18 protein-coding genes are annotated in these 21,451 nt (G+C 61.8%); 9 read left to right on the plus strand and 9 right to left on the minus strand.

Features of this window, described 5'->3' with window-relative positions; translation table 11 throughout:
* Positions 1-242: 242 nt before the first annotated feature.
* Complete coding sequence (locus ACU680_RS13270) at positions 243-1,127, minus strand: LysR family transcriptional regulator (protein ID WP_007966865.1); 885 nt, start codon at positions 1,125-1,127, stop codon at positions 243-245.
* Positions 1,128-1,260: 133 nt separating this feature from the next.
* Here ACU680_RS13270 and ACU680_RS13275 point away from each other — a divergent pair, with 133 nt between their 5' ends.
* A complete protein-coding gene (locus tag ACU680_RS13275) occupies positions 1,261-2,907 on the plus strand; it encodes a GMC family oxidoreductase (RefSeq protein WP_448179658.1) in 1,647 nt (548 codons plus the stop codon).
* 164 nt (positions 2,908-3,071) lie between these two features.
* Positions 3,072-4,694, plus strand: coding sequence for an MFS transporter (locus ACU680_RS13280; protein WP_448179659.1), 1,623 nt, complete (start codon positions 3,072-3,074; stop codon positions 4,692-4,694).
* 175 nt (positions 4,695-4,869) lie between these two features.
* Here ACU680_RS13280 and ACU680_RS13285 read toward each other — a convergent pair whose 3' ends face one another.
* Both ACU680_RS13285 and ACU680_RS13290 read right to left on the minus strand, forming a co-directional pair.
* Positions 4,870-5,238, minus strand: a complete 369-nt coding sequence (locus tag ACU680_RS13285) for a DUF427 domain-containing protein (RefSeq protein ID WP_448179660.1) — start codon at positions 5,236-5,238, stop codon at positions 4,870-4,872.
* Positions 5,239-5,439: 201 nt separating this feature from the next.
* Positions 5,440-6,846 (minus strand): serralysin family metalloprotease, encoded by a 1,407-nt coding sequence (locus ACU680_RS13290; RefSeq protein WP_448179661.1) that lies wholly within the window; start codon positions 6,844-6,846, stop codon positions 5,440-5,442.
* 279 nt (positions 6,847-7,125) lie between these two features.
* Between ACU680_RS13290 and ACU680_RS13295 the strand changes: the two genes are divergently transcribed.
* The 3 genes from ACU680_RS13295 (at position 7,126) to ACU680_RS13305 (ending at position 10,589) form a co-directional block, all read left to right on the plus strand.
* Positions 7,126-9,057 (plus strand): DNA topoisomerase III, encoded by a 1,932-nt coding sequence (locus ACU680_RS13295; protein WP_448179662.1) that lies wholly within the window; start codon positions 7,126-7,128, stop codon positions 9,055-9,057.
* A 187-nt stretch (positions 9,058-9,244) separates the two neighbouring features.
* Positions 9,245-9,748 carry a GNAT family N-acetyltransferase gene (locus ACU680_RS13300; RefSeq protein WP_448179663.1) on the plus strand — a complete coding sequence of 168 codons (504 nt, stop codon included), beginning with the start codon at positions 9,245-9,247 and terminating at the stop codon, positions 9,746-9,748.
* A gap of 511 nt (positions 9,749-10,259) precedes the next feature.
* Complete coding sequence (locus tag ACU680_RS13305; RefSeq protein WP_448179664.1) at positions 10,260-10,589, plus strand: hypothetical protein; 330 nt, start codon at positions 10,260-10,262, stop codon at positions 10,587-10,589.
* 187 nt (positions 10,590-10,776) lie between these two features.
* On the opposite strand, the gene cynR is transcribed toward ACU680_RS13305, so the two are convergent.
* Entirely contained in the window at positions 10,777-11,652 is an 876-nt protein-coding gene (cynR, locus tag ACU680_RS13310; protein WP_448179665.1) for a transcriptional regulator CynR, read from the minus strand.
* A gap of 120 nt (positions 11,653-11,772) precedes the next feature.
* Between cynR and cynS the strand changes: the two genes are divergently transcribed.
* Together cynS and ACU680_RS13320 are read left to right on the plus strand one after the other, a co-directional pair.
* Positions 11,773-12,240 (plus strand): cyanase, encoded by a 468-nt coding sequence (cynS, locus tag ACU680_RS13315; protein WP_097090280.1) that lies wholly within the window; start codon positions 11,773-11,775, stop codon positions 12,238-12,240.
* A gap of 61 nt (positions 12,241-12,301) precedes the next feature.
* Positions 12,302-12,961 (plus strand): carbonic anhydrase, encoded by a 660-nt coding sequence (locus tag ACU680_RS13320; protein WP_448179666.1) that lies wholly within the window; start codon positions 12,302-12,304, stop codon positions 12,959-12,961.
* A 128-nt stretch (positions 12,962-13,089) separates the two neighbouring features.
* Here ACU680_RS13320 and ACU680_RS13325 read toward each other — a convergent pair whose 3' ends face one another.
* From ACU680_RS13325 to ACU680_RS13335, 3 genes are all read right to left on the minus strand, one after another.
* Positions 13,090-14,592 carry an aldehyde dehydrogenase family protein gene (locus ACU680_RS13325; protein ID WP_448179667.1) on the minus strand — a complete coding sequence of 501 codons (1,503 nt, stop codon included), beginning with the start codon at positions 14,590-14,592 and terminating at the stop codon, positions 13,090-13,092.
* A gap of 200 nt (positions 14,593-14,792) precedes the next feature.
* Positions 14,793-15,701: a glutaminase B gene (glsB, locus tag ACU680_RS13330; RefSeq protein WP_003226050.1), complete on the minus strand. Its 909-nt coding sequence runs from the start codon at positions 15,699-15,701 to the stop codon at positions 14,793-14,795.
* A gap of 177 nt (positions 15,702-15,878) precedes the next feature.
* Positions 15,879-17,495, minus strand: a complete 1,617-nt coding sequence (locus tag ACU680_RS13335; RefSeq protein ID WP_448179668.1) for a L,D-transpeptidase family protein — start codon at positions 17,493-17,495, stop codon at positions 15,879-15,881.
* A 149-nt stretch (positions 17,496-17,644) separates the two neighbouring features.
* On the opposite strand from ACU680_RS13335, the gene ACU680_RS13340 reads away from it, so the two are divergent.
* A complete protein-coding gene (locus tag ACU680_RS13340) occupies positions 17,645-18,358 on the plus strand; it encodes a murein L,D-transpeptidase catalytic domain family protein (protein WP_448179669.1) in 714 nt (237 codons plus the stop codon).
* Here the strand turns inward: ACU680_RS13340 and ACU680_RS13345 are convergent.
* The gene (locus tag ACU680_RS13345; protein ID WP_448179670.1) at positions 18,306-19,694 is read right to left on the minus strand and encodes an MFS transporter; all 1,389 of its coding nucleotides are present in this window, start codon (positions 19,692-19,694) and stop codon (positions 18,306-18,308) included. The genes ACU680_RS13340 and ACU680_RS13345 overlap by 53 nt on opposite strands.
* Positions 19,695-19,797: 103 nt before the next feature.
* Between ACU680_RS13345 and ACU680_RS13350 the strand changes: the two genes are divergently transcribed.
* Entirely contained in the window at positions 19,798-20,685 is an 888-nt protein-coding gene (locus ACU680_RS13350; RefSeq protein ID WP_448179671.1) for a LysR family transcriptional regulator, read from the plus strand.
* On the opposite strand, the gene ACU680_RS13355 is transcribed toward ACU680_RS13350, so the two are convergent.
* Positions 20,682-21,302, minus strand: a complete 621-nt coding sequence (locus ACU680_RS13355) for a cell wall hydrolase (protein WP_448179672.1) — start codon at positions 21,300-21,302, stop codon at positions 20,682-20,684. The two genes, ACU680_RS13350 and ACU680_RS13355, sit on opposite strands and share 4 nt — an antisense overlap.
* Positions 21,303-21,451 lie beyond the last annotated feature (149 nt).

Here is a 21,451-nt window from a genome sequence, read left to right on the forward strand (position 1 = left end):
CTCGAAAACACAGGCATTGGTAGCTCTTGCTCGCAAGCTCTGCCGAGTGGCATTCGCCCTGATGAAGAATCAGGGCGAATACCGATCAGTTTGAGATTCTAGGGTTGCTGAGCAACATAGAATCTCCCACAGGGTTTTATGCAAGCAGAACTATCCGCGTAATGTCAGTCGATTCCTATGTCACAGACATACCGCCTTCGCCAGCAGGCTGGCTCCCACAGGGGGATTTGTGCGGGGCATGACTATCCGCGCAACAGGCCCTGCTCCGCCTCGCACAGGCCGACGACATAATCCCAGACCACCCGCAGCCGCACCGACTTGTGCAGCTCGCGCCGGGTACTGATCCAGTAGCTGCGCTCGATGCTGTCATCCGGCAACAACGCCACCAGATCCGGATCCGACGCGGCCATGTAGCAAGGCAACACCGCAATGCCCAATCCCGAGCGCGCCGCTTCCTGCTGGGCGATGACGCTGGTGCTATGGAACACCACGCGCGGGCTGCGGCAGAAGCTGTTGAGGAACATCAGTTCCTGACTGAACAGCAGATCATCGACATAACCGATCCACGCATGCCGCCCGAGGTCTTCGCGGCTGCGCAACGGCGGTGCGTTGTCGAGGTAGCGTTGGCTGGCATAGAGCGCCAACCGATAGTCGGTGAGCTTGCGCGTGACCAGCATGTCGGCGGCCGGGCGCTCCAGATGAATGCTGATTTCCGCCTCGCGGTTGAGGATGCTGACGAAGCGCGGCACGGCGACCAGTTCCACTTCCAGCCCCGGATAACGTTCGAACAGGCCGATCATGCGGCTGGCAAGAAACTTGATGCCCAGCCCTTCGGTGACACCGACGCGGATCTTGCCCAGCGGCGCGGTGGACTGGGTGATTTCTTCCTGGGCCAGCAGCGCGACGTTCTCCATGGCTTCGGCGTGCTTGAGCAGCGCCTCGCCTGCCGGGGTCATTTCATAGCCTTGGGCGTGCTGGACGAACAGCGCGGTGCCGAGGCTTTTTTCGATGGCCTCGATGTGCCGGGCCACTGTGGCGTGGGTGGTGTTCAAGCGCCGAGCGGCGGTGAGCAAGCGGCCGCTGCGTTGCAACTCCAGAAAGAACCGCAGGTCGTTCCAGTCGAACATGGGGTGTCCTTGTCAGCTATCGTCAATCCAGGCTGTTTGAAAACGCACAGCGGCTGCGCAAAAACTAACATTCTTTTAACGAAAGCTAACAACTAGAGTGTCCGACAATAAAAACAAAAAGCGAGGTCAGGGAATGCAGACTTCCCTTGAAGAATACGACTACATCGTGGTCGGCGCCGGCCCCGCCGGGTGCCTGCTGGCCAATCGACTGTCGGCGGATAAACAGCAGCGGGTGTTGCTGCTCGAAGCCGGCGGGCGCGACAACTACGCATGGATTCACATCCCCGTGGGTTACCTGTTCTGCATCGGCAACCCGCGCACCGACTGGTGCTTCAAGACTGAAGCGCAACCCGGCCTGCAAGGTCGCAGCCTGAGCTACCCACGCGGCAAAGTGCTCGGTGGCTGCTCCTCGATCAACGGCATGATCTACATGCGCGGTCAGGCCGGCGACTATGACGGCTGGGCCGCCGAGGGCAATCCGGGCTGGGCCTGGAACGACGTGCTTCCACTGTTCAAACAAAGCGAAAACCATTTTGCCGGCGCCGCTGAATTTCACGGTGCCAAGGGTGAATGGCGGGTCGAGCAACAGCGCCTGTCGTGGCCGATTCTCGACGCGTTTCGCAGCGCCGCCGAGCAGAGCGGCATCGCCAGCATCGACGACTTCAATCGGGGCGACAACGAGGGTTGCGGCTACTTTCAGGTCAACCAGAAGGCCGGGGTGCGCTGGAACGCGGCCAAGGCGTTTCTCAAACCGGTTCGCGAGCGGGCCAATCTGACGGTGCTGACCGGGGTTGAAGTGGATCGGGTGCTGCTGGAAAACGGTCGCGCATCGAAGGTCAGCGCACGTCACGAAGGTCAGGTGAAAAGCTTCAAGGCGCGCAAGGAAATCATCCTCTGCGCCGGCGCCGTGGGTTCGCCGAGCATTCTGCAGCGTTCCGGGATCGGCCCGCGTCCGTTGCTGGAACGCCTCGGCATCGGGGTGATTCATGAGCTGCCGGGGGTTGGCGGCAATCTGCAGGATCACCTGCAATTACGGCTGATCTACAAACTGCAGAACGCCCGCACACTCAATCAGATCGCTGGCAGCGTGTGGGGCAAGATGGGCATGGGCTTGCGCTATCTGTATGACCGCAGTGGGCCGTTGTCGATGGCGCCGAGTCAGCTCGGAGCGTTTGCCCGATCCGGGCCGGAGCAGACCTCGGCGAACCTTGAGTATCACGTGCAGCCGCTGTCGCTGGAGCGTTTTGGCGAGCCGCTGCACAGCTTTCCGGCGTTCACCGCGTCGGTGTGTGATTTGCGTCCGCAGAGCCGTGGCCGCATCGACATCCGTTCGGCGGACCCGCAGGACGCACCGCTGATTCAACCGAATTACCTCAGCCATCCCGAGGATTTGCGCGTGGCTGCCGATGCGATTCGCCTGACCCGACGCATCGTCAGCGCCCCGGCCCTGCAAGCGTTCAAACCGGTGGAGTATCTGCCCGGCGACAGCCTGCAAAGCGAGGAGCAACTGCACGAAGCCGCGGCGCGTATCGGTACAACGATTTTCCATCCGGTCGGCACCTGTCGCATGGGCAATGACGCTGAAGCGGTGGTCGATGCGCAACTGCGCGTGCATGGCGTGCCCGGCCTGCGCATCGCCGACGCCTCGATCATGCCGCGCATCACCTCGGGCAACACCTGTTCGCCTACGCTGATGATTGCCGAGAAGGCGGCGCAGATGATCCTCAACCCACCGACCAGGACCTGCACAGCAACCCCAGAACTGGCCCAAACCCTGTAGGAGCTGCCGCAGGCTGCGATCTTTTGCCTTTGGCTTTTTCAGATCAGGAACAAGATCAAAAGATCGCAGCCTTCGGCAGCTCCTACAGGGGACCGTGTAATTCGTTCAAGGCAGCGCGCAACACCAGTGGAACAACAAAAACAATCACTGTGAGGGATACCGACATGTCAGAACACGCTCAGCCGCTGGACGCCGCGCGCGGCGCCAGCACCAGCAATGCCACGCAGAAAGTCATCTTCGCCTCGTCCCTGGGGACGGTGTTCGAGTGGTATGACTTTTTCCTCTACGGCGCCCTCGCGGCGGTGATCAGCAAGCAGTTTTTCGCCGGGGTCAACGACACCACGGCGTTCATCTTCGCGCTGATGGCCTTCGCCGCCGGGTTTATCGTGCGCCCGTTCGGGGCGTTGGTGTTCGGTCGGTTGGGGGACATGATCGGACGCAAATACACCTTCCTCGCGACCATCATCCTGATGGGCATCGCCACCTTCTGCGTCGGCCTGCTGCCGACCTACGCCAGCATCGGCATTGCCGCACCGATCATTCTGGTGGTGCTGCGCATGCTCCAGGGCCTTGCGCTGGGCGGTGAATACGGCGGCGCCGCGACTTATGTGGCGGAACACGCGCCGATCGGCAAACGCGGTTTCCACACCAGCTGGATTCAGTCCACCGCGACCCTCGGCCTGCTGCTGTCGCTGCTGGTGGTGCTGGGTTGCCGCTACTTCACTGGCGATCAGTTTGAAGTCTGGGGCTGGCGCATTCCGTTCCTGCTGTCGATCGTGCTGCTGGGCATTTCCACCTGGATCCGCCTGAGCCTGCACGAGTCGCCGGCGTATCTGAAAATGAAAGAGGAAGGCAAAGCCTCGAAAGCGCCGATCCGCGAATCCTTCGGCAAATGGGAGAACCTCAAGGTTGTGCTGATCGCGCTGTTCAGCATCAACGCCGGGCAAGCGGTGACTTTCTACGCGGCGCAGTTCTACGTGCTGTTCTTCCTCACCCAGTTCCTGAAAATGGACCCGGCGGTGGCCAACAGCCTGCTGATCATCAGCGTGGTGATCGGTGCGCCGTTTTTCATCATTTTCGGCTGGCTGTCGGACAAGGTCGGGCGCAAACCGGTGCTGATGCTCGGCCTGCTGCTGGCCACTGCGCTGTACTTCCCGATCTTCAAATCCCTGGCGCATTACGCCAACCCGGCAATCGATCAGGCCAGCCGTCAGGCACCGATCACCGTGCTGGCCGATCCGGCCACCTGCACCTTCCAGTTCGACCCGGTGGGCAAGGCCAAATTCGACAGCCCGTGCGACAAGGTCAAAACCTTCCTGGTCAAACAGGGCCTGCCCTACTCCAGCGCCGCCGCCCCGGCCGGCAGTGGCGTGCAGGTGAGCATCGGCGACGTGAAGATCGACGGCTACGATGAAGCCGCCCTGCGCGGCGCCGTCACCCTCGCCGGCTACCCGCAACAGGCCGACCTGCAACAGATCAACAAACCGATGATCGTCGCCCTGATCGTCGCGCTGATCATCATCTCGGCCATGTGCTACGGCCCACTGGCGGCGCTGATGGTCGAACTGTTTCCGACGCGCATCCGCTACACCTCGATGTCGCTGCCGTATCACATCGGCAACGGCTGGTTCGGCGGTTTCCTGCCAACGGTGTCGTTCGCGCTGGTGGTGTACACCGGGGATATTTTCTATGGGCTGTGGTACCCGGTGCTGATTACCGGGGTGAGCCTGGTGGTAGGGATGATTTGTCTGCGTGAGACGAAGAATATCGATCTGGACAAGAACTGATTCCAGATCAACTCAGCTTACCTGTGGCGAGGGAGCTTGCTCCCGCTCGGCTGCGAAGCAGTCGCAAACCCTGTAACCGTGGTGTACCTGATGCACTGTGTTTAGGGTCGCTTCGCAACCCAGCGGGAGCGAGCTCCCTCGCCACAGGTGATTTACTCGGTCACAGACTTGCGTGTCAGGCATCCGCCTTGATCACTTCAAACTTCACCTGATCCGGATAAAACGCCACATAGTCCTTGATCTGCTCGACCGAGATCTTCGGTTTCTCGTAAGTCCACACCGCATTCGCCCCCTCATGCCCCGGCACTTGCAGGCTGAAGTAATTGGCATCGCCCTTGTACGGGCAATAACTGGTGTGGTCGGTGCGGGCGAAGTATTTCTCGTCGATGTCCTCGCGGGGCACGTAGTACACCGGCGGGTAGTTGGCCTCATGGAGCACCAGCACATGCGAGGACGCCGCGACCTGGATGCCGTGGAATTTCACCAGCAGGCAACCGGGGAGTTCTTCGAGGGTGATGACGGGGTTGAGGCCGGTGGTGCTCATGGGGTTTCTCCAGGGACAAATGAACTGTGGCGAGGGCGCTTGTCGAATCGTCGCACCGTCCCGCTGGTCTGCATAGCAGACCCAAATCCGGAAATCGCGCTGCATCAGGTATAACGCGATTTCAGGTTTTGCGACGGCTTCGCCGCCGAGCGGGAGCGAGCTCCCTCGCCACAAGCGTCAGGTTGGCCCTGTCATTTCACATCAAACCACGATATCAGTCGCCAGCGCCTGCCCCACCACACCGACGGCAAAGTCAACCTCACCCTGCCCCGTCAGATCAATCAGCAGCCCGGTCTGACCACTCTGCGCGTAATAAGTCAGGATCGCATCGCCCGCATGGCCGGTGAAACTGCTGACGAAGTTCAGCGTGGCCGCACCCGTGGCGAAACCGGCGATGCCCGAGAGGTCGATCTTGTCCAGGCCGCTTTTGAAATCCATGATCCAGTCCGGCTGATTGTCGGTCGAATCGCTGGCTGCGCCGAACACAAAGGTGTCTGCGCCCTCACCGCCCCACAACGTATCACCGCCGCCGCCACCGTAGAGAATGTCGTTGCCGGCACCGCCATGCAGAACGTTGACCGCCGAGTTGCCGATCAGCAGGTCATTGCCCGAACCGCCAACCGCGTTCTCCACGGTCACGCCATAGGCAATCGACACGTTACCGACCAGCCCGCCAACGTCAGAGAACGCCCCCTCATTGAGGTTGATCTTCTGGTTCTGGGTGAAGCCGGAGAAGTTCAGCGTATCGTTACCGCCACCGTCCCACACTGAGAACACAACTTTCGACGCCGCCGATGTCGCGCTGTAGAAATCGCGGCCGGCGTTGGAGCCGAAACCGTAGGTGGTGTCATCGGCGCGGGTTGCATAGTTGGCGCCGTAGAGTTTCTGCACCGCAACGATATCGTCGAGCAACGGTGCGGAGGCATAGGCGCCGCTGCCGTCCTTGCTGAAGTTCTGGTCGGTATTGGCTTCGCTCCAGTAGCTCATCAGGCTGTAGCCACGGGTGTCTTCGGCGTACTTGGCGTCGTTGTAGGTCGGGCTGCCGTTGCCGGCGTTGTAGGCGCCCGGGTGCGACAGGCCGAGGGTATGGCCGATTTCGTGGGTCAGGGTCTGACGCCCGTAGTTGTTGGTGTCCGGGGTCTTATTGACCTGATATTGATTGTTGATCAGGTACCACGACTGACCGTCATAGCTGCCGCCGCTCGGCAGGTAAGCGAACGCCGCGCCGCCGGTGCTGACGTCGTAGTTGCCGAAGGTCATGTGGCCGTCGCCGCCATTGCCTTCGGTGAAGGTCACCTTGGCCACGTCGGCCCAGGATTGCATGGCCAGCACGGCTTGAGCCTTTTGCTGCGCGCTGAACTGGCTGAAGTTGCCGAGGTTCGGGTTGTAGTTCGCCGGTTTCTCGGTGAGGAAGGTGTAGGTCAGGGAGATTTTGCCGTCGCCGTTCTTGTCGTGCCACGACAGGTTTTTGCGCAGGATTTCGTCGGCTGCCTGGTCGGCGGTGAACGACGGTTTGCCGTTCACCAGGCCGACGCCACGGTCATACAGATGGCTGAAGGCGTTCACTTCGTCATAGGCGCTGCTGGTTTTCGCTTTGGCTTGAGCCATGGTGGGACTTCCTTGTTTCAGAGTTGGCAGTACGCGTCGGGAACGGCGATCCACTGGCGAGATCGTCCGCTCACTCGCGTTTCTAAGAAGCCCGGTGAACCTGACACGAGCGTCAACTGCCCTGCCAATCGATTTCTCGATAGCCACGCGCGACGTCCCGGTAATTCCGGTCATTCCCGGCAATGTTTTGATCTGTATATCCATACAGATAAAAGTTGCTCAGGGCGCCAACTGCGGCCATTCTGTGCACCTCCAGTGAACTGATCGACGACGGTGGTTATGCGGCTGTACCTCTGTGAAAAACCTTCCCAGGCCAAAGACATTGCGGCCGTGCTCGGCGCCAGGCGTCGGGGCGACGGCTGTTGGCTGGGAACGGACGTCACGGTGACCTGGTGCATTGGCCATCTGCTGGAAACCGCACCACCGGATGCCTACGACGCGCGCTACAAGCGCTGGGTGCTGGCGGATCTGCCGATCATTCCCGACAAATGGAAAATGACCGTCAAGCCGCGCACCGCCAGCCAGTACAAAGCGGTCAAGCGCCTGCTCGGCGAGGCCAGCGAACTGATCATCGCCACCGACGCCGACCGTGAGGGCGAGATGATTGCCCGGGAACTGGTCGAGCACTGCCGCTATCGCGGACCGATCCGCCGCTTGTGGCTGTCGGCGCTGGACGAAGCGTCGATTCGCAAGGCTTTGGCCGCGCTGAAGCCGGGGGCGGAAACCTTCAGCCTGTATCACTCGGCGCTGGGGCGCTCGCGGGCCGACTGGCTGATCGGCATGAACATGAGTCGCCTGTTCACCTTGCTGGGCCGGCAGTCCGGCTATCAGGGCGTGCTGCCGGTTGGTCGGGTGCAGACGCCGACCTTGCGGCTGGTGGTGGATCGTGACCGCAGCATCGCCGATTTCGTGCCGGTGCCGTATTGGGCGATCGATGTGCAACTGCTGCACGACGGCACGCCGTTCACTGCGCAATGGCGTGCGCCCTCGGACGTTTGCGACGATCAGGATCGCTGCCTGAATCAGGCACTGGCCCAGCAGGCAGCCGCCGCTCTGAACAGCGCCGCCAGTGCGCGGGTGGTCAAACTGCGCACCGAACGCATGCGTGAAGTGGCACCGCTGCCCTTCGATCTGGGCACCCTGCAGGAAGTCTGCTCGAAGAAACTCGGTCTCGGCGCCCAGGAAACCCTCGACATCGCCCAGGCCCTCTACGAAACCTACAAGGTCATCACCTACCCGCGTAGCGATTGCGGTTTCCTGCCGCTGAGCCAGCACAGCGAGGCACCGGGGATACTCGCAGCACTGCGTCAGGCCGACCCGAGCCTTGACGCGCTGAACGGTCACCTCGACCCGCAGCGCCGCTCGCGGGCGTGGAACGACGCCAAGGTCAGCGCCCACCACGGCATCATCCCCACAGCGGCGGCGAAAAATCTCGAGCGTTTGAGCGGTAAACACCGGGCGGTCTACACCCTGATTCGCGCGCGCTATCTGGCGCAATTTCTGCCCAACCACGAATACGATCGCACCCAGGCCGATTTCGATTGCGCCGGTGAAGCATTGCGCGCGGTCGGCAAGCAGATCATCGAACCGGGCTGGAAGCGCGCCTTGCCCGAAGCTCTGGCCCCGGCCAAGGGCCGTGAAGCGCCGGCTCCGCAAACCCTGCCGGCGCTGAGCCAGGGTATCGACTGCGCCGTAGCCGGCGTGAACCTCAAGGATCTGTGGACCCAGCCGCCTAAGCCCTACACCGAGGGCGATCTGATCAAGGCGATGAAGAACGTTGCCAAGCTGGTGGAAGATCCGCTGCTCAAACAGAAACTCAAGGACACCACCGGCATCGGCACCGAAGCGACCCGCGCCTCGATCATTCAGGGTCTGCTGGATCGCGGCTATCTGGTGAAGAACGGCAAGGCACTGGCCGCCACTCCGGCGGCCTTCAGCCTGATCGACGCCGTGCCCCGGGCGATCGCCGACCCCGGCACCACCGCCATCTGGGAACAGGCGCTGGACATGGTGCAGAGCGGCGAGATGAGCCTGGAAGAGTTCGTCACCAAACAGGCGGCGTGGATGAGCAAGCAGGTCACTCGCTGTTCTGCCCTAAGCCTCACCATCAGCGGCCCGCCACCGGCCGGCAAGGCTGCGGCGCCGTGGAAGAAGAAACGCAAATCGACGCGCAGTAAAACCACCAGTGCAACCAAGCGTACCGCCAAATAACTCAAACCTGCTGAGCTGCTGTGGCGAGGGAGCTCGCTCCCGCTCGGCTGCGCAGCAGTCGCAAAACCTGCAACTATGGTCTATCTGAAACATCGCGATTGCAGGCTTTAGGGCCGCTTCGCGCCCCAGCGGGAGCAAGCTCCCTCGCCACAGGGTTCTTAAGTCTCCCTTTTGGAGTTCATTGAACATGCCCACCATCGAACTGCACCCCGCCCACCGCGACGAACTGCAAACCATCGAAAACCTCATGCAGTTCTACATGTACGACTTCAGCCAATGGCTACCACTGAAACTCGGCGAACACGGTTTCTTCAGCATTCAGCAGAAAGACGATTACTGGCGCAATCCCGCTACCCAACCGTTCCTGATCCGCGTCGACGGTGAACTGGCCGGCTTCGTGACCGTGGATGACGACACCCACATCGACGGCGCCGAACACAACATCGGCTACTTTTTCCTCACCCGACGCTTTCGTGGCCAAGGCGTCGCGCAGTTTGTCGTCTCTGCCCTCTTGAGCCGCCTGCCCGGTCAATGGCAGATTTTCCACATCGACGCCAACCTGCCTGCGCAGCGCTTCTGGGCCAGGTTGATCCCCGAATTGACTGGCGGCGCGTTCACCCGTCAGCGGCGCGCCGTGGACGGTTACCCCTGCACCTTCTACGTCCTGTACGCCCCCGCATCCGTTGCCTGAACGGATCTTTTCTCATTCCAAAACCGCTTTGTCCGACAATATGTAGTGAGCAAAAATAATCACTACAAAACCGTTGACGGCACCGTTTTGCTTTTGCATGATGAAGACGTTCCCCGATCGGGAACATCGGTAACACGCTTGAGCAAACTCGTCTGACCGCCGAGTTGTTTTTTCCGGATACACGCTGCCCACAAGGCAGATTGAAGAAGCTGACCTGGCCTGAACGTCCAGTACAAGGACGAGAAGCGCTGGCGAAAATTCTCAAGACGCTTGTGGTCGACCCTGAAAACGTCGTCAAGGAGCCTCCCGGTTTTCGCTGCTTCTCCTCGTTGTGACGCTATTGCGTAGCAGTTATTCAACACGACTACATGCAACAGATGCATGACCCCGTACTTCACACGGGCGACCGCTGACGTCCTGGTTTCGGTGCCAGGGATCAACTAACCGATGGGCTACCTGTATTAGCGAATCAACTTTGAAAGATCACCAGACTGGTCAAGGGGCAAACATCATGAATCTGAACAATCAACCTACTATCGAAGAACTGGCTCGTATGTTCGCTGCGCAAAAAGACAGCCACGACAGCCACATTCTCTGGATCAGCAAGTCGGGTCAGGTGCATATCGACTGCCTGTCACCCCACGCTGGTGAAGAAGAATTCGACCGCAGCCACCAGAACCTGCTGGCCCGCCTGAAGATGTACCGCCGCGGCCACGGTTATGTCGGCAAGAAAGCTGCGGCCGACAAGGACTTCATCAGCAATGTCCTGCAGACGCTGAAACAGGCGTGGGATTCGATGCAGAACAAGAACGAAGTTCGGGTGATTGACCGGTTCTACTGATTTACAACTTCAATAAATAAAAGGGCCTGCTTCCTATAAGGAGCAGGCCCTTTTTATTGCTCCCTAAAACTCCGTGTAGGAGCTGCCGAAGGCTCGGGCCGCGATCGGACGATCTTTTGATCTTGTTTTTTAAGATCAAGATCAAGATCAAAAGATCGCAGCCTTCGGCAGCTCCTACAGTGAGATGTCAATGGCGTTGCAGTACCAGATTCACAAACGCCAGCGCCGCCGCGCTGTGATAATTATTGCGCCGCCGCAACAACGCCGCCCCACGCTGCGGCGCTTCGTTCTCGACGCTCAAGCGACGCAACGCCCGGTCTTCGCTGGCAATCGCTTCGGGCAACATCGTCGCCATTGGCGAATGACGCACCACTTCCAGCAAGGTACTAACCGAGTTCACCTCGATCCGCACCTGTGGCGTGATCCCCTGCTGACGAAAGTATTCATCGATCGATAACCGGGTGATGAAGTCCGGCGCCAGCAAGGCAAAATCCAGTTGTGCAAGGTCACTCGCCGTCAGCACTGACTGGCTCTCATACAGCGGATGCTCCCGCCCGACCATGATCCCCAGGGTTTCGGTAAACGCCGGAATGCATTCGATGTCCGGGTTGCGCACCGGCGTAAAGGCAATCGCAACATCCAGCGAATCGTCAGCCAGCCCCGCCTCGATGTCGTCCATCGACAACTCGAAAATCTGCAGATGAATACCCGGATGGCGCGCCGCAAAGTCGCGCACCAGTGGCCCGACCAGATAAGCCATGAACGTCGGGGTCATGGCCAGGCGCAGACTGCCACGGGACAGATCCTTCACGTCATGCAACGCGCGCTTGCCCGCTTCCAGTTCCACCAGCACGCGCCGCGCACACTCAATGTAAGCCTCGCCGGCATCGGTGGCTCTAACGGTGCGTGAAGTGCGATCAAACAGATTCACCCCGAGGCTTTCTTCCAGTTGGCGCATCTGTTGCGACAGGGTCGGCTGCGACACATGCAACGCCTCCGCCGCCCGGGTGAAGCCGCCGTGATCGGCCACGGCCAGCAGATATCGCAAATGTCGCAGCAGCATTGGACTCACCATCTATAGGCAGGACTTATGCGAAGCATTGTATATCGGTCTTGGACGCTATGGATCAATCAGCAGAAGATGGCTCCCAGACAGCAAGCCAACCTTGAAAGGAGTGACACCATGCAACAGTCCCACGCCTACAACGATGCCAGCCTGGCCCTGACCACCCGCATCCTCGACATCAAGGCCCGCAAGAATCTGTCATGGCAGGATCTGGCCGATGGCACTGGCCTGAGCCTGGCCTACGTCACCGCTGCCCTGCTCGGCCAGCACCCGTTGCCGCAAGACGCTGCGCAAGTGGTCGGCGACAAACTCGAACTGGACGCCGACGCCGTTGCCGCTCTGCAGATCATCCCGCTGCGCGGCAGCCTCAGCGGCGTACCGACCGATCCGACCATCTACCGCTTCCACGAAATGATCCAGATCTACGGCACCACCCTCAAAGCCCTGGTGCACGAGCAGTTCGGCGACGGCATCATCAGCGCCATCAATTTCAAGCTCGATATCAAGAAAGTCGAAGACCCGGAAGGCGGCTCACGCGCCGTGGTCACCCTCGACGGCAAGTTCCTGCCGCTGCGTCCGTTCTGATCCGCCAGGCCCGCACCCCGCGTGCGGGCCGACCGCTCTCTTGTTCAATGAGGACACGCCCATGAAAGCCCTGATCGACGGTTTCCTGAAGTTCCAGAACGAAGCCTTTCCGCAACGCACCGAACTGTTCAAACACCTGGCGACCACCCAGCAACCCGGAACCCTGTTCATCACCTGTTCCGACAGCCGTGTGGTGCCGGAACTGCTGACCCAGCAAGAACCCGGCGAGCTGTTCGTGATCCGCAACGCGGGCAATATCGTGCCGTCCTACAGCCCGCATCCGGGCGGGGTTTCGGCAACGGTGGAATACGCAGTCGCGGTGCTGGGTGTGACTGACATCGTGATCTGCGGGCACTCCGATTGCGGCGCGATGACCGCGATTGCCCAGTGCAAATGCATGGATCACCTGCCCGCCGTCAGCGGCTGGCTGCAACATGCCGAGTCGGCGAAAGTGGTGAACGAGGCGCGGCCCCATGCCAGCGAGGCGGCGAAATTGAGTTCGATGGTGCGGGAAAACGTGATCGCGCAACTGGCGAATATTCAGACTCACCCGAGCGTGCGCCTGGCCCAGGAGAAAGGCCTGCTGAATCTACATGGCTGGGTGTATGACATCGAGACCGGCTCGATCGATGCGCTGGCGGCGGATCGCCGTACGTTTGTGCCGCTGGCCGAACAGCCGGCGACGTGTGCCATTCAAGCAAATACCAGCGCAGCCGCGTGAAGGAGAACAGTGCAACCCTGTGGCGAGGGAGCTTGCTCCCGCTGGGGCGCGGAGCGGCCCTCGCTTTTTTCGGTCTGCTGCGCAGACCAGCGGGAGCAAGCTCCCTCGCCACAGGTTTGGTGTTCAGATCAGCGCTTTACGCTGAGGTCGATCTGGGTCATGCGACTACGCACCGTAAACACCCCATCCCCCGAAAGAATCGCACTGCGCGCAAACAGGCGCCCGCTCTCCCAGTTCGAAAGCCCCAGCTCCGGCTTGTTCAGCGCGTACTGCCCGTCGACCCAACGGGTAATCCCGTTGCCCACGAACGGCGCATTCACCGCGTTGTAAAAGCGTTCCTGAGCAGCAGCATCCTCGCTGATCAACGACACCGTGAACTGCGGGCTGTAGCGGTTGAACAGCGCGATCGCCTGATCCAGATCGTCGACGATCATCAGGCTGACTTCCGGGGTTTCTTCCCATTCCCACTCGCGGCCCAATTCGGACTCCGCCAGCGCTTCAGCCAGGGCTTCGGTCTGATAACCCTCGGCGCGATAGACCTCGACCGTTGCGTTCTGCCACTCGGCCGGCAGGCAGCTTTCGCTGCCGGCGACGATGTGCAATTTGCAGCCCTGCCCGCGTGCGCTGCCCGCCTGCTGCAGTGCATCGAGGAACAGCGGCACCAGTTCGGCGGCACGATCACGTTGAATCAGGCAAACGTTCAGGGTGTTGCAGACTTTGCGATCCAGCGAATTACGCACCACGGCGGCAAAACGTGTGGCATCGGCGTGACGATCGGCAATCAGCCACGCGCCACCAGTGCCATGCAGGCTGACCGCCGTGCCCGCCTGCTGGGCGATGCTGCCCAACTGGCTAACTGCACGCCCCGAACCCCGGGCCACCGCCAGCGATAGACGCCGGTCGGCGAACATCGCCCAACCGGCGGCATGATTGACGCTTTCCACCAGCGACACCGCCCCCGCCGGCAGACCGGCATCGGCCAGCGCCGGGTTCAGCGCGTGAGTGACGATCGCTTGCGCGGTGCCCAGCGCATCGCTGCCAATGCGCAGCACCGCAGTGTTGCCGGTGCGCAGTACGCCCGCAGCGTCTGCGAACACGTTCGGTCGACCTTCAAACACGAAGGCGACAATGCCCAGCGGCGACACCACTTGTTCGACCTTCCAGCCGTCGTGTTCGACGCTGCTGATGACTTTGCCGCGCGTGGCCGGTGCATCCCGCCAGGCGCGCAAACCGGCGATCATGTCGCGGCGCATGCGCTCGTCGGCGAGCAGCCGGGTGGTGGAGCGACCACGGGCCTTGGCGCGTTCGATGTCGGCCAGGTTCGCCGCTTCGATCAGGGTCCAGCACTCCGCGGTTTCCAAGCGTTGTGCGAACAGATCGAAGAAATGACTGATGGCCTCGTCGGACACCGCCGAAAGTGCAGTAAATGCCGCTGCTGCACGCTCGATTGCCACCGCAGCCGCTTGTTGATCGACCACCGGAATCAGCAACAGCTCGCCACTCACCTGCTCGACCAGCAGGTGGTCACCGGGCTGAAACCGCGCCGCCAGTTCGGGGCTGACCACGGTCACGCGGTTACCAGCGAAAGGGATCGGCGTGCCAGCGACTAGACGTTCGAGCGCAAGAGACATGAAGCGGATTCACCATATGAGGGGCGGCCGGAAAATGTAGCGGATTCTGCGCTGAAACACACCTTCTACAAACACCATCAAACCTGTGGGAGCTGGCTTGCCAGCGATGAGGCCGGCAAGCCCAGCATTGATGTTGCTGAACCACCGCTATCGCTGGCAAGCCAGCTCCCACAGGGTTTGGCAGTGTTTGGAAGATTGGGTCAGAACACCGACCAGCCAATCCGCGAACTGAGCATCTCCAGCGCCGCCATCCCCGCCAGCGAGTTGCCGGCAGCATTCAGTTCCGGCGACCACACGCACACCGTGAACTGCCCCGGCACCACCGCGACGATCCCGCCGCCGACCCCGCTCTTGCCCGGCAGGCCGACGCGATAGGCAAAATTGCCGGCCTCGTCGTACAGGCCGCTGGTGGCCATGATCGAGTTGACCTGCTGGGTCTGCCGCCGGGTCAGGATCTGTTCGCCGCTGTGTTTGCAGAAACCGTCGTTGGCAAGGAAACAGAACGCCCGCGCCAGATCGATGCAGTTCATGCGTAATGCGCAGTGGCTGAAGTAGCTGCGCAGCACCGCTTCGACATCGTTGTGGAAGTTGCCGAACGATTGCATCAGGTACGCCATGGCCGCGTTGCGGGCGCGATGCTGGTATTCGGATTCGGCGACCTTGCCGTCGACGATCACCTGCGGATTGCCCGACAGGCGTCGCACGAAGTCGCGCATCGACAGGGCCGGCGCGGCGAAACGCGATTGATTGATGTCGCAGATCACCAGCGCCCCGGCATTGATGAACGGATTGCGCGGGCGACCGCGTTCGAACTCCAGTTGCACCAGCGAGTTGAACGGCTGGCCGGACGGCTCATGCCCCAGGCGCTCCCAGATCGCCTCACCGGAATGCTCGATCGCCTGCACCAGGCTGAAAACCTTGGAAATACTCTGCACCGAGAACGGCGTCTCGGCGTCGCCGGCGCAATACATTTCGCCGTCGTTGCCATACACGGCGATGCCCAGTTGATTGGCCGGCACAGTGCCGAGGGCGGGAATGTAATCAGCCACTTTGCCCTGCCCGATCAGGGGCCGGACAGCGTCAAGAATCTCGTTCAACAGCGCTTGCATGCCGGGTTCCGAAGTCTCGCCCCATGGGATTGCGGGGACACTGGGGCTAGACGCTGCGCAACCTTGCGGAATCACACAAACCCTGTAGGAGCTGCCGCAGGCTGCGATCTTTTGACCTTGATTTTGAAAGGCAAGATCAAAAGATCGCAGCCTGCGGCAGCTCCTACAGGGTGTCGGTCAGTGGGCGCCGTCGAGGCCGGCGAGCAGTGCGCTGTCGCGGCTGTAGATATCCGGCGCATAACGCACCTGCCCATCCTTGCCGACCTGCGCCGTCCAGTAGGTCATCAGGATCGGCACCGGCGCCGACAGGCGGAATTCGTGGGTGCTGCCGGTAGCGAGCAAAGTATCGGTGCGCGTACGTTCCGCCGGGGTCAGCAACAGGTCGCGCAGTTGCATCGGGTGCTCGACCCGCACACAACCGGAGCTGAACGCCCGTGGGCCCTTGTCGAACAGCGCCTTGCTCGGCGTGTCGTGCAGGTACACGGCGAACGGGTTGGGAAAGCGGATCACCAGTTGCCCCAGCGGATTTCGCGGCCCGGCGTCCTGGCGCAGCATGATGTTGCCGGGGTTGTCCCAGTCGATATCCGCTGCGGCCAACGGCTGGCCATGGGCGTCGAGCACCTGCAGATTCTGCCGGCTGAGGAAGGTCTGATCCTTGCGGATTGCCGGCAGCTTGTCTTCTTTCCAGATGGTCGGCGGCACGGTCCAGGTCGGGTTCAGCGTCAGACGGGTGACCCGGGATTTCAGCAGCGGGGTCTGCCGTTCGGCGCGACCGACCTGGGTGCGGGTCTGCCAGACCGGTCTGCCTCCTTGATACAGGGTCAGCTCGGCAGCGGCGACGTTGACCAGCAGGCCGTCGGGTTCCATGTCCTGGGCCAGCCAGCGGAAGCGTTCGAGATTGACGCGCAATTGTTCGCGGCGCGTCAGCGGGCTGATGTTGAGCTCGGCAATCGTCCCCGGCCCGACTACTCCGTCGGCCTGCAGCGAATGGTTGGCCTGAAAGCTCTTCACCGCTTCCACCAGCACACCCTCATAGGCATTGCCGGGCGTGCCGATGGCGTGGGTCAGATAGCCCTCGTTGTACAGGCGCTGGGCCAGTTCCGGCACGCGTTTGTCTTCCATCGCCGGGCGCAGCAACGGGCCGTTGCCCACCGACTGCCAGTGCGGCAAGGCTTGCAGCCGCTGGCTGGCGTAGAGGTGGCGCAGGCTTTGGTATTGCGCCAGACGCGGACGCGCCAGATCGAACGCGGCCTTGATGTCGTGCAGACCGGGCACGGCGATGGCGAGCAATTCCGCCTGACGATCACGCGGGGTGTCATCGGAATGCCACAGCGGCTCGAAATGCGATTGCAGCAGACGACCGTAATGCAGGTCCTGCAGAGCTTGCAGGTAGTAGCGAGTAATGTCGATATCGGCGCACAACTCGCCGTCCTGCGGCGGATTGGCCACCACCGGGTAGCGCTTGGGATTGAGGCCATCATCGGCCAACAGCTGCAACTGCGCGCGCAAGGCCGGCAAACGCCCGGACTCGCTGGCCCACACCGGCAGCCAGTCCTGCTGCTGATAAAACGCCTGCAATTGCGTCAGCGCGGCGCCGCTCAAGTGCGCGGCAATCGCCGGGCACGCCTGAGGCAAACCGATCAGCACGGCTTGCAACGGACTTTGCGGTTCGACCGGCATCTCCGCCGGCGGCGTCGGCAGGGTCTGCAACGGTGGCAACGGCTCATCGGCACAAGCGACAAACGGCGCAGCGAGCAGACAAATGCTCAAGTAGCATGCGTACTTTTTGAACAACTGCTTTACTCCAATCCGTGGCCGTCTCATTGACGGCAACCTTACATCAGGTGCGCTGAACAGTCAGGCTCGAAACCGGGGTCTGTCGGGTATGACTGGGAGTCAGGAGCCAAAGTGCCAAATAAGTAGCAAGTGAGGACACTTTATAAATGTTGACGTTTTTGCGCCGACTTCTGCTGACCAGCGCGACCCTCGTCGTCGTGAGCAGCCCAGCTTTCGCCGCCGGCAAGCCATCGCCGGTTCTCTTCACCAGCCTCGCCCACGCCGCGCCGGAACTCAATCCCCAAGCGCTGAAAGGTGCCTTGAGCGCCATGCAATGCGCGGTCAACAATGGCGCGAAACCCTCACGCCATCTGGCGATCATCGATTATTCGCAACCCTCCACCGCCCGCCGGCTGTGGATCTTCGACTTGAGCAGACAGAAACTGGTGCTGCGCGATCTGGTCGCCCATGGTTCGAATTCCGGGGAAAACTTCGCCACCCAGTTTTCCAATCGCGAAGGCAGTTACCAGTCCAGCCTCGGTCTGTTCCGCACCCAGGAAAGCTACAAGGGCACGCACGGTTATTCGCTGCGCATGGACGGTCTGGAGCCGGGCTTCAATGACCTGGCCCGCGACCGCGCCATCGTGATCCACGCCGCCGACTACGTGAATCCGTTGTGGAGCAAGCGTCAGGGCCGCATCGGTCGCAGCCAGGGTTGCCCGGCGGTGCGCCCGCAAGTGGCAAAGCAGGTGATCGACAAACTCAAGGACGGCCAGTTCATGTTCTCCTGGTACCCGGACCAGCGCTGGCTGAAATCCTCGCCGTACCTCAACTGCCAGCCACAGCAGGTGGCGAGTATCTTGAGTACCCACGCCAGCTGATGATCAGGGCCATGACCATCAGCGCCGCCGCAACCCCGAAGGTGCTGTGCAAGCCACTGCCGATGACTTCGGCCGGGGCTTGCGTCGGGTCGCCCGTAGCGAAGGCAAACACCGCGCCCATGACCGCCGCGCCGGTGATCAGACCGAGATTGCGCGCCAGCCCGAGCAAGGCCGATACCACGCCGCGCTGATCCTGACTGACCGTCGCCATCAACCCGGTATTGTTCGCCGCCTGGAACAACGCGTAACTGCTGGCAACCACAGCCATCGGCAGCAGATACGCCGGCAGACCGAAACTCATCGGCAACAGCGCCAACAAACTGCATCCACCGGCCAACCCGAACAACGCCGCCGGCACCACCCGCTGTGCGCCGAAGCGGTCCACCAGACGCCCGGCCGGCACCCCGCCGCATGCCGCCAGCAGCGGGCCGACCGACAACGCCAGACCGACCACGGTGCTGCCCAGTCCCAACCCCCGACTCAGGTAAAACGGCCCGACCACCAGCGTGGTCATCATCACTGTCGTCACCAGCAACGTCAGCGCCAGGCTGCTGCTCAGACGCGCGTCGGCAAACAATGACAGACGAATCAGCGGCGCCCTGGCGTTCATCTCGACCGCGACAAACACGCCTGCGCCGCACAGGCTGACCAGCAACAACATCAGGGTGAATCCATCAACTGTCATCGCCAGCGCGTAGGCCGCCAGCGTCATCACCAACACTGCGCTGCCGAGATAATCAAACGCGACCCTCGACTTCGCTGGCCGATCCGCCGGCAGATAGCGATAAACCAGCCACGCATTGAGCAGGCCCAGCGGCACGTTGAGGACAAAGATCGACGGCCAGCCGACATGCGCGATCAGCAGACCACCCAACGATGGCCCGAGGCTGGTGCCGGTGGCCGACATCGTCGCCAGCAAACCCATCGCACTGCCCGCCCGCGCCTTGGGCACCGCATCCGCCACCAGCGCCACCGTCAAGGCGAACATGATCGCCGCGCCAAGACCTTGCACTGCGCGTGCGCCGATCAACCAGCCCAACCCCGGAGCCAGCGCACAGCACAACGAAGCACTGGTAAAAATGCCGATGCCGATCAGCAGCAGGCGACGCCGCCCGAACACATCGCCTAGGCGTCCGACACTGACAATCAACGTGGTGACCGCCAGCAGGTACGCCAGCACGATCCACTGCACCTGTTGAAACGTCGCATTGAACGCTGTGGCCAACGTCGGTAATCCGGCATTGGCGATGCTGGTGTCCAGCGACGGCATCAACATCGACAGCGCCAGACTGGTCAGCGCCCAGCGGGCTTGAGGGGGCAAGGGGGATCCGGGCATCGGGCGCTCCTGGTGCAAAGGTCAGACGGCATAGCCTGCGTCTCGACAAGGCGAGGCGCAAGACGCATGCTTTGCACTTGATACCTGCATGGAACGCCATGTCATGAGCACACCGGATCTGAACCTGTTGATCACCCTCGACGTGTTGTTGCGCGAAGGCAGCGTCGCCCGCGCCGCGCACATTCTGCGGCTGAGCCCGTCAGCGATGAGCCGCGCCCTGGCCCGTCTGCGCGAAACCACCGGCGATCCGTTGCTGGTACGCGCCGGCCGCGGTCTGGTGCCGACCCCGCGAGCGCTGGAATTGCGCGAACGGGTCAGCGCTCTGGTGCAGGAAGCCGAAGCGCTGTTGCGCCCCGCCGAAGTGCTCGATCCCGGCCAGTTGCAGCGCACCTTCACCCTGCGCAACACCGACGGTTTTGTCGAAACCTTCGCCGCCGCGCTGCTCGCGCGCATCGCTGAAGAAGCCCCCGGCGTGCGCCTGCGCTTTGTGCAGAAAGCCGACAAGGACAGCACGCCGCTGCGCGAAGGCCGGGTCGATCTGGAGACCGGCGTGGTCGACGACAGCACCGACCCGACGCTGCACAGCCGCATTCTGTTTGAGGATCACTGGATCGGTGTGGTGCGCGAAGGGCATCCGTTGAGCTCGGGCAAGATCAGCAGCAAACGTTTTGCCGGCGGCCAGCACATTCTCATCTCACGGCGCGGGCGCAGCAGTGGCCCGGTCGACGAAGCGTTGCTCGCCACGGGGATGACGCGAGATATCGTCACTTCATTCGGCGGCTTTTCGGCGGCGTTGACGCTGGTGCGCGAATCGGACCTGATCGCCACGGTCCCGGAGCGTCACACCAGCAAGCTGCGCATGGGTCTGCACAGCTTCGCCCTGCCCTTCCGGATGCCGCCGATCAGTGTGTCGATGCTCTGGCACCCACGGATGGACGCCGACCCGGCGCACCGCTGGCTGCGCAATTGTGTGCGCGAAGTCTGCCTCTAGCGCGCATCGCCGCCGGCCGGTTTATAGAACAGGAATTTGCCGACCGCGGCGGTCTTTTTGTACTCCCTGGCCCAGCTCGGATGCACCTTGCGATCATGAAAATACAGTGCGCCATGGGTGCGATCCGGCAACTGGCGGTTGAGGGCCTTGCCGGCGATGTCCTTGGCCAAGGTGTATTCGGCATCTTCCTTGACCTGATCGGCCTTGCCATCGCACCACCAGGAGAACTGGCAGCTCTTGGTTTCCGAACCTTGCTTGACCACTGCACACACGGTGTCGGGGAAGCCGTCATGGCCGAGGCGGTTCATCACCACGTTGGCCACCGCCTCCATTTCCAGCGTGTCGCGGCCCTTGGCTTCCCAGTAGATACTGCGCGCCAGGCAGGTGATCGGATCGTCCAGCGGCGCGGTGCCGGCGGGGTCAACCGCTTGCACTTCAGTGGGGGTAATCGCTTCGGATTTGGGCGCCGGCGCCGCGCTGACTTTGTCGGCGGCTTTTTCTTCCAGCACCTGCGCTTTCTCTTCGGCCTTGGCCTTGATCGGCGCCTGTTCGGTGGCGCTCACAACGCCGGCCATCAGGGTTAATGCGAAACAGCCAGCCAACCATTTCAATCCCATGTCAGTTCTTCCGGCAGCGCCCGTTCCGGGCAAGGTGTTTCGTCGGGGAGACGCCCGGTTCCCGGGGCCTTCGGAGAGTGTAGACGGCAAATACCGGCGCAACGTTCCGCAGAAAAAGCCGCTCGATGAAGAAAAAGACATTGCACTGA

It is taken from the genome of Pseudomonas sp. LF020 (genome assembly GCF_053456425.1).

Excerpts from the sequence above, each read along its gene's own strand:
- ACU680_RS13290 (WP_448179661.1), bottom strand. The coding sequence starts at position 6,846 with ATGGCTCAAGCCAAAGCGAAAACCAGCAGCGCCTATGACGAAGTGAAC.
- ACU680_RS13300 (WP_448179663.1), top strand. The coding sequence starts at position 9,245 with ATGCCCACCATCGAACTGCACCCCGCCCACCGCGACGAACTGCAAACC.
- cynS (WP_097090280.1), top strand. The coding sequence starts at position 11,773 with ATGCAACAGTCCCACGCCTACAACGATGCCAGCCTGGCCCTGACCACC.
- ACU680_RS13355 (WP_448179672.1), bottom strand. The coding sequence starts at position 21,302 with ATGGGATTGAAATGGTTGGCTGGCTGTTTCGCATTAACCCTGATGGCC.
- ACU680_RS13350 (WP_448179671.1), top strand. The coding sequence starts at position 19,798 with ATGAGCACACCGGATCTGAACCTGTTGATCACCCTCGACGTGTTGTTG.
- cynR (WP_448179665.1), bottom strand. The coding sequence starts at position 11,652 with ATGCTGCTGCGACATTTGCGATATCTGCTGGCCGTGGCCGATCACGGC.
- ACU680_RS13295 (WP_448179662.1), top strand. The coding sequence starts at position 7,126 with ATGCGGCTGTACCTCTGTGAAAAACCTTCCCAGGCCAAAGACATTGCG.
- ACU680_RS13305 (WP_448179664.1), top strand. The coding sequence starts at position 10,260 with ATGAATCTGAACAATCAACCTACTATCGAAGAACTGGCTCGTATGTTC.
- ACU680_RS13270 (WP_007966865.1), bottom strand. The coding sequence starts at position 1,127 with ATGTTCGACTGGAACGACCTGCGGTTCTTTCTGGAGTTGCAACGCAGC.
- ACU680_RS13280 (WP_448179659.1), top strand. The coding sequence starts at position 3,072 with ATGTCAGAACACGCTCAGCCGCTGGACGCCGCGCGCGGCGCCAGCACC.
- ACU680_RS13285 (WP_448179660.1), bottom strand. The coding sequence starts at position 5,238 with ATGAGCACCACCGGCCTCAACCCCGTCATCACCCTCGAAGAACTCCCC.
- ACU680_RS13340 (WP_448179669.1), top strand. The coding sequence starts at position 17,645 with ATGTTGACGTTTTTGCGCCGACTTCTGCTGACCAGCGCGACCCTCGTC.
- ACU680_RS13275 (WP_448179658.1), top strand. The coding sequence starts at position 1,261 with ATGCAGACTTCCCTTGAAGAATACGACTACATCGTGGTCGGCGCCGGC.
- ACU680_RS13345 (WP_448179670.1), bottom strand. The coding sequence starts at position 19,694 with ATGCCCGGATCCCCCTTGCCCCCTCAAGCCCGCTGGGCGCTGACCAGT.
- ACU680_RS13325 (WP_448179667.1), bottom strand. The coding sequence starts at position 14,592 with ATGTCTCTTGCGCTCGAACGTCTAGTCGCTGGCACGCCGATCCCTTTC.
- ACU680_RS13320 (WP_448179666.1), top strand. The coding sequence starts at position 12,302 with ATGAAAGCCCTGATCGACGGTTTCCTGAAGTTCCAGAACGAAGCCTTT.
- glsB (WP_003226050.1), bottom strand. The coding sequence starts at position 15,701 with ATGCAAGCGCTGTTGAACGAGATTCTTGACGCTGTCCGGCCCCTGATC.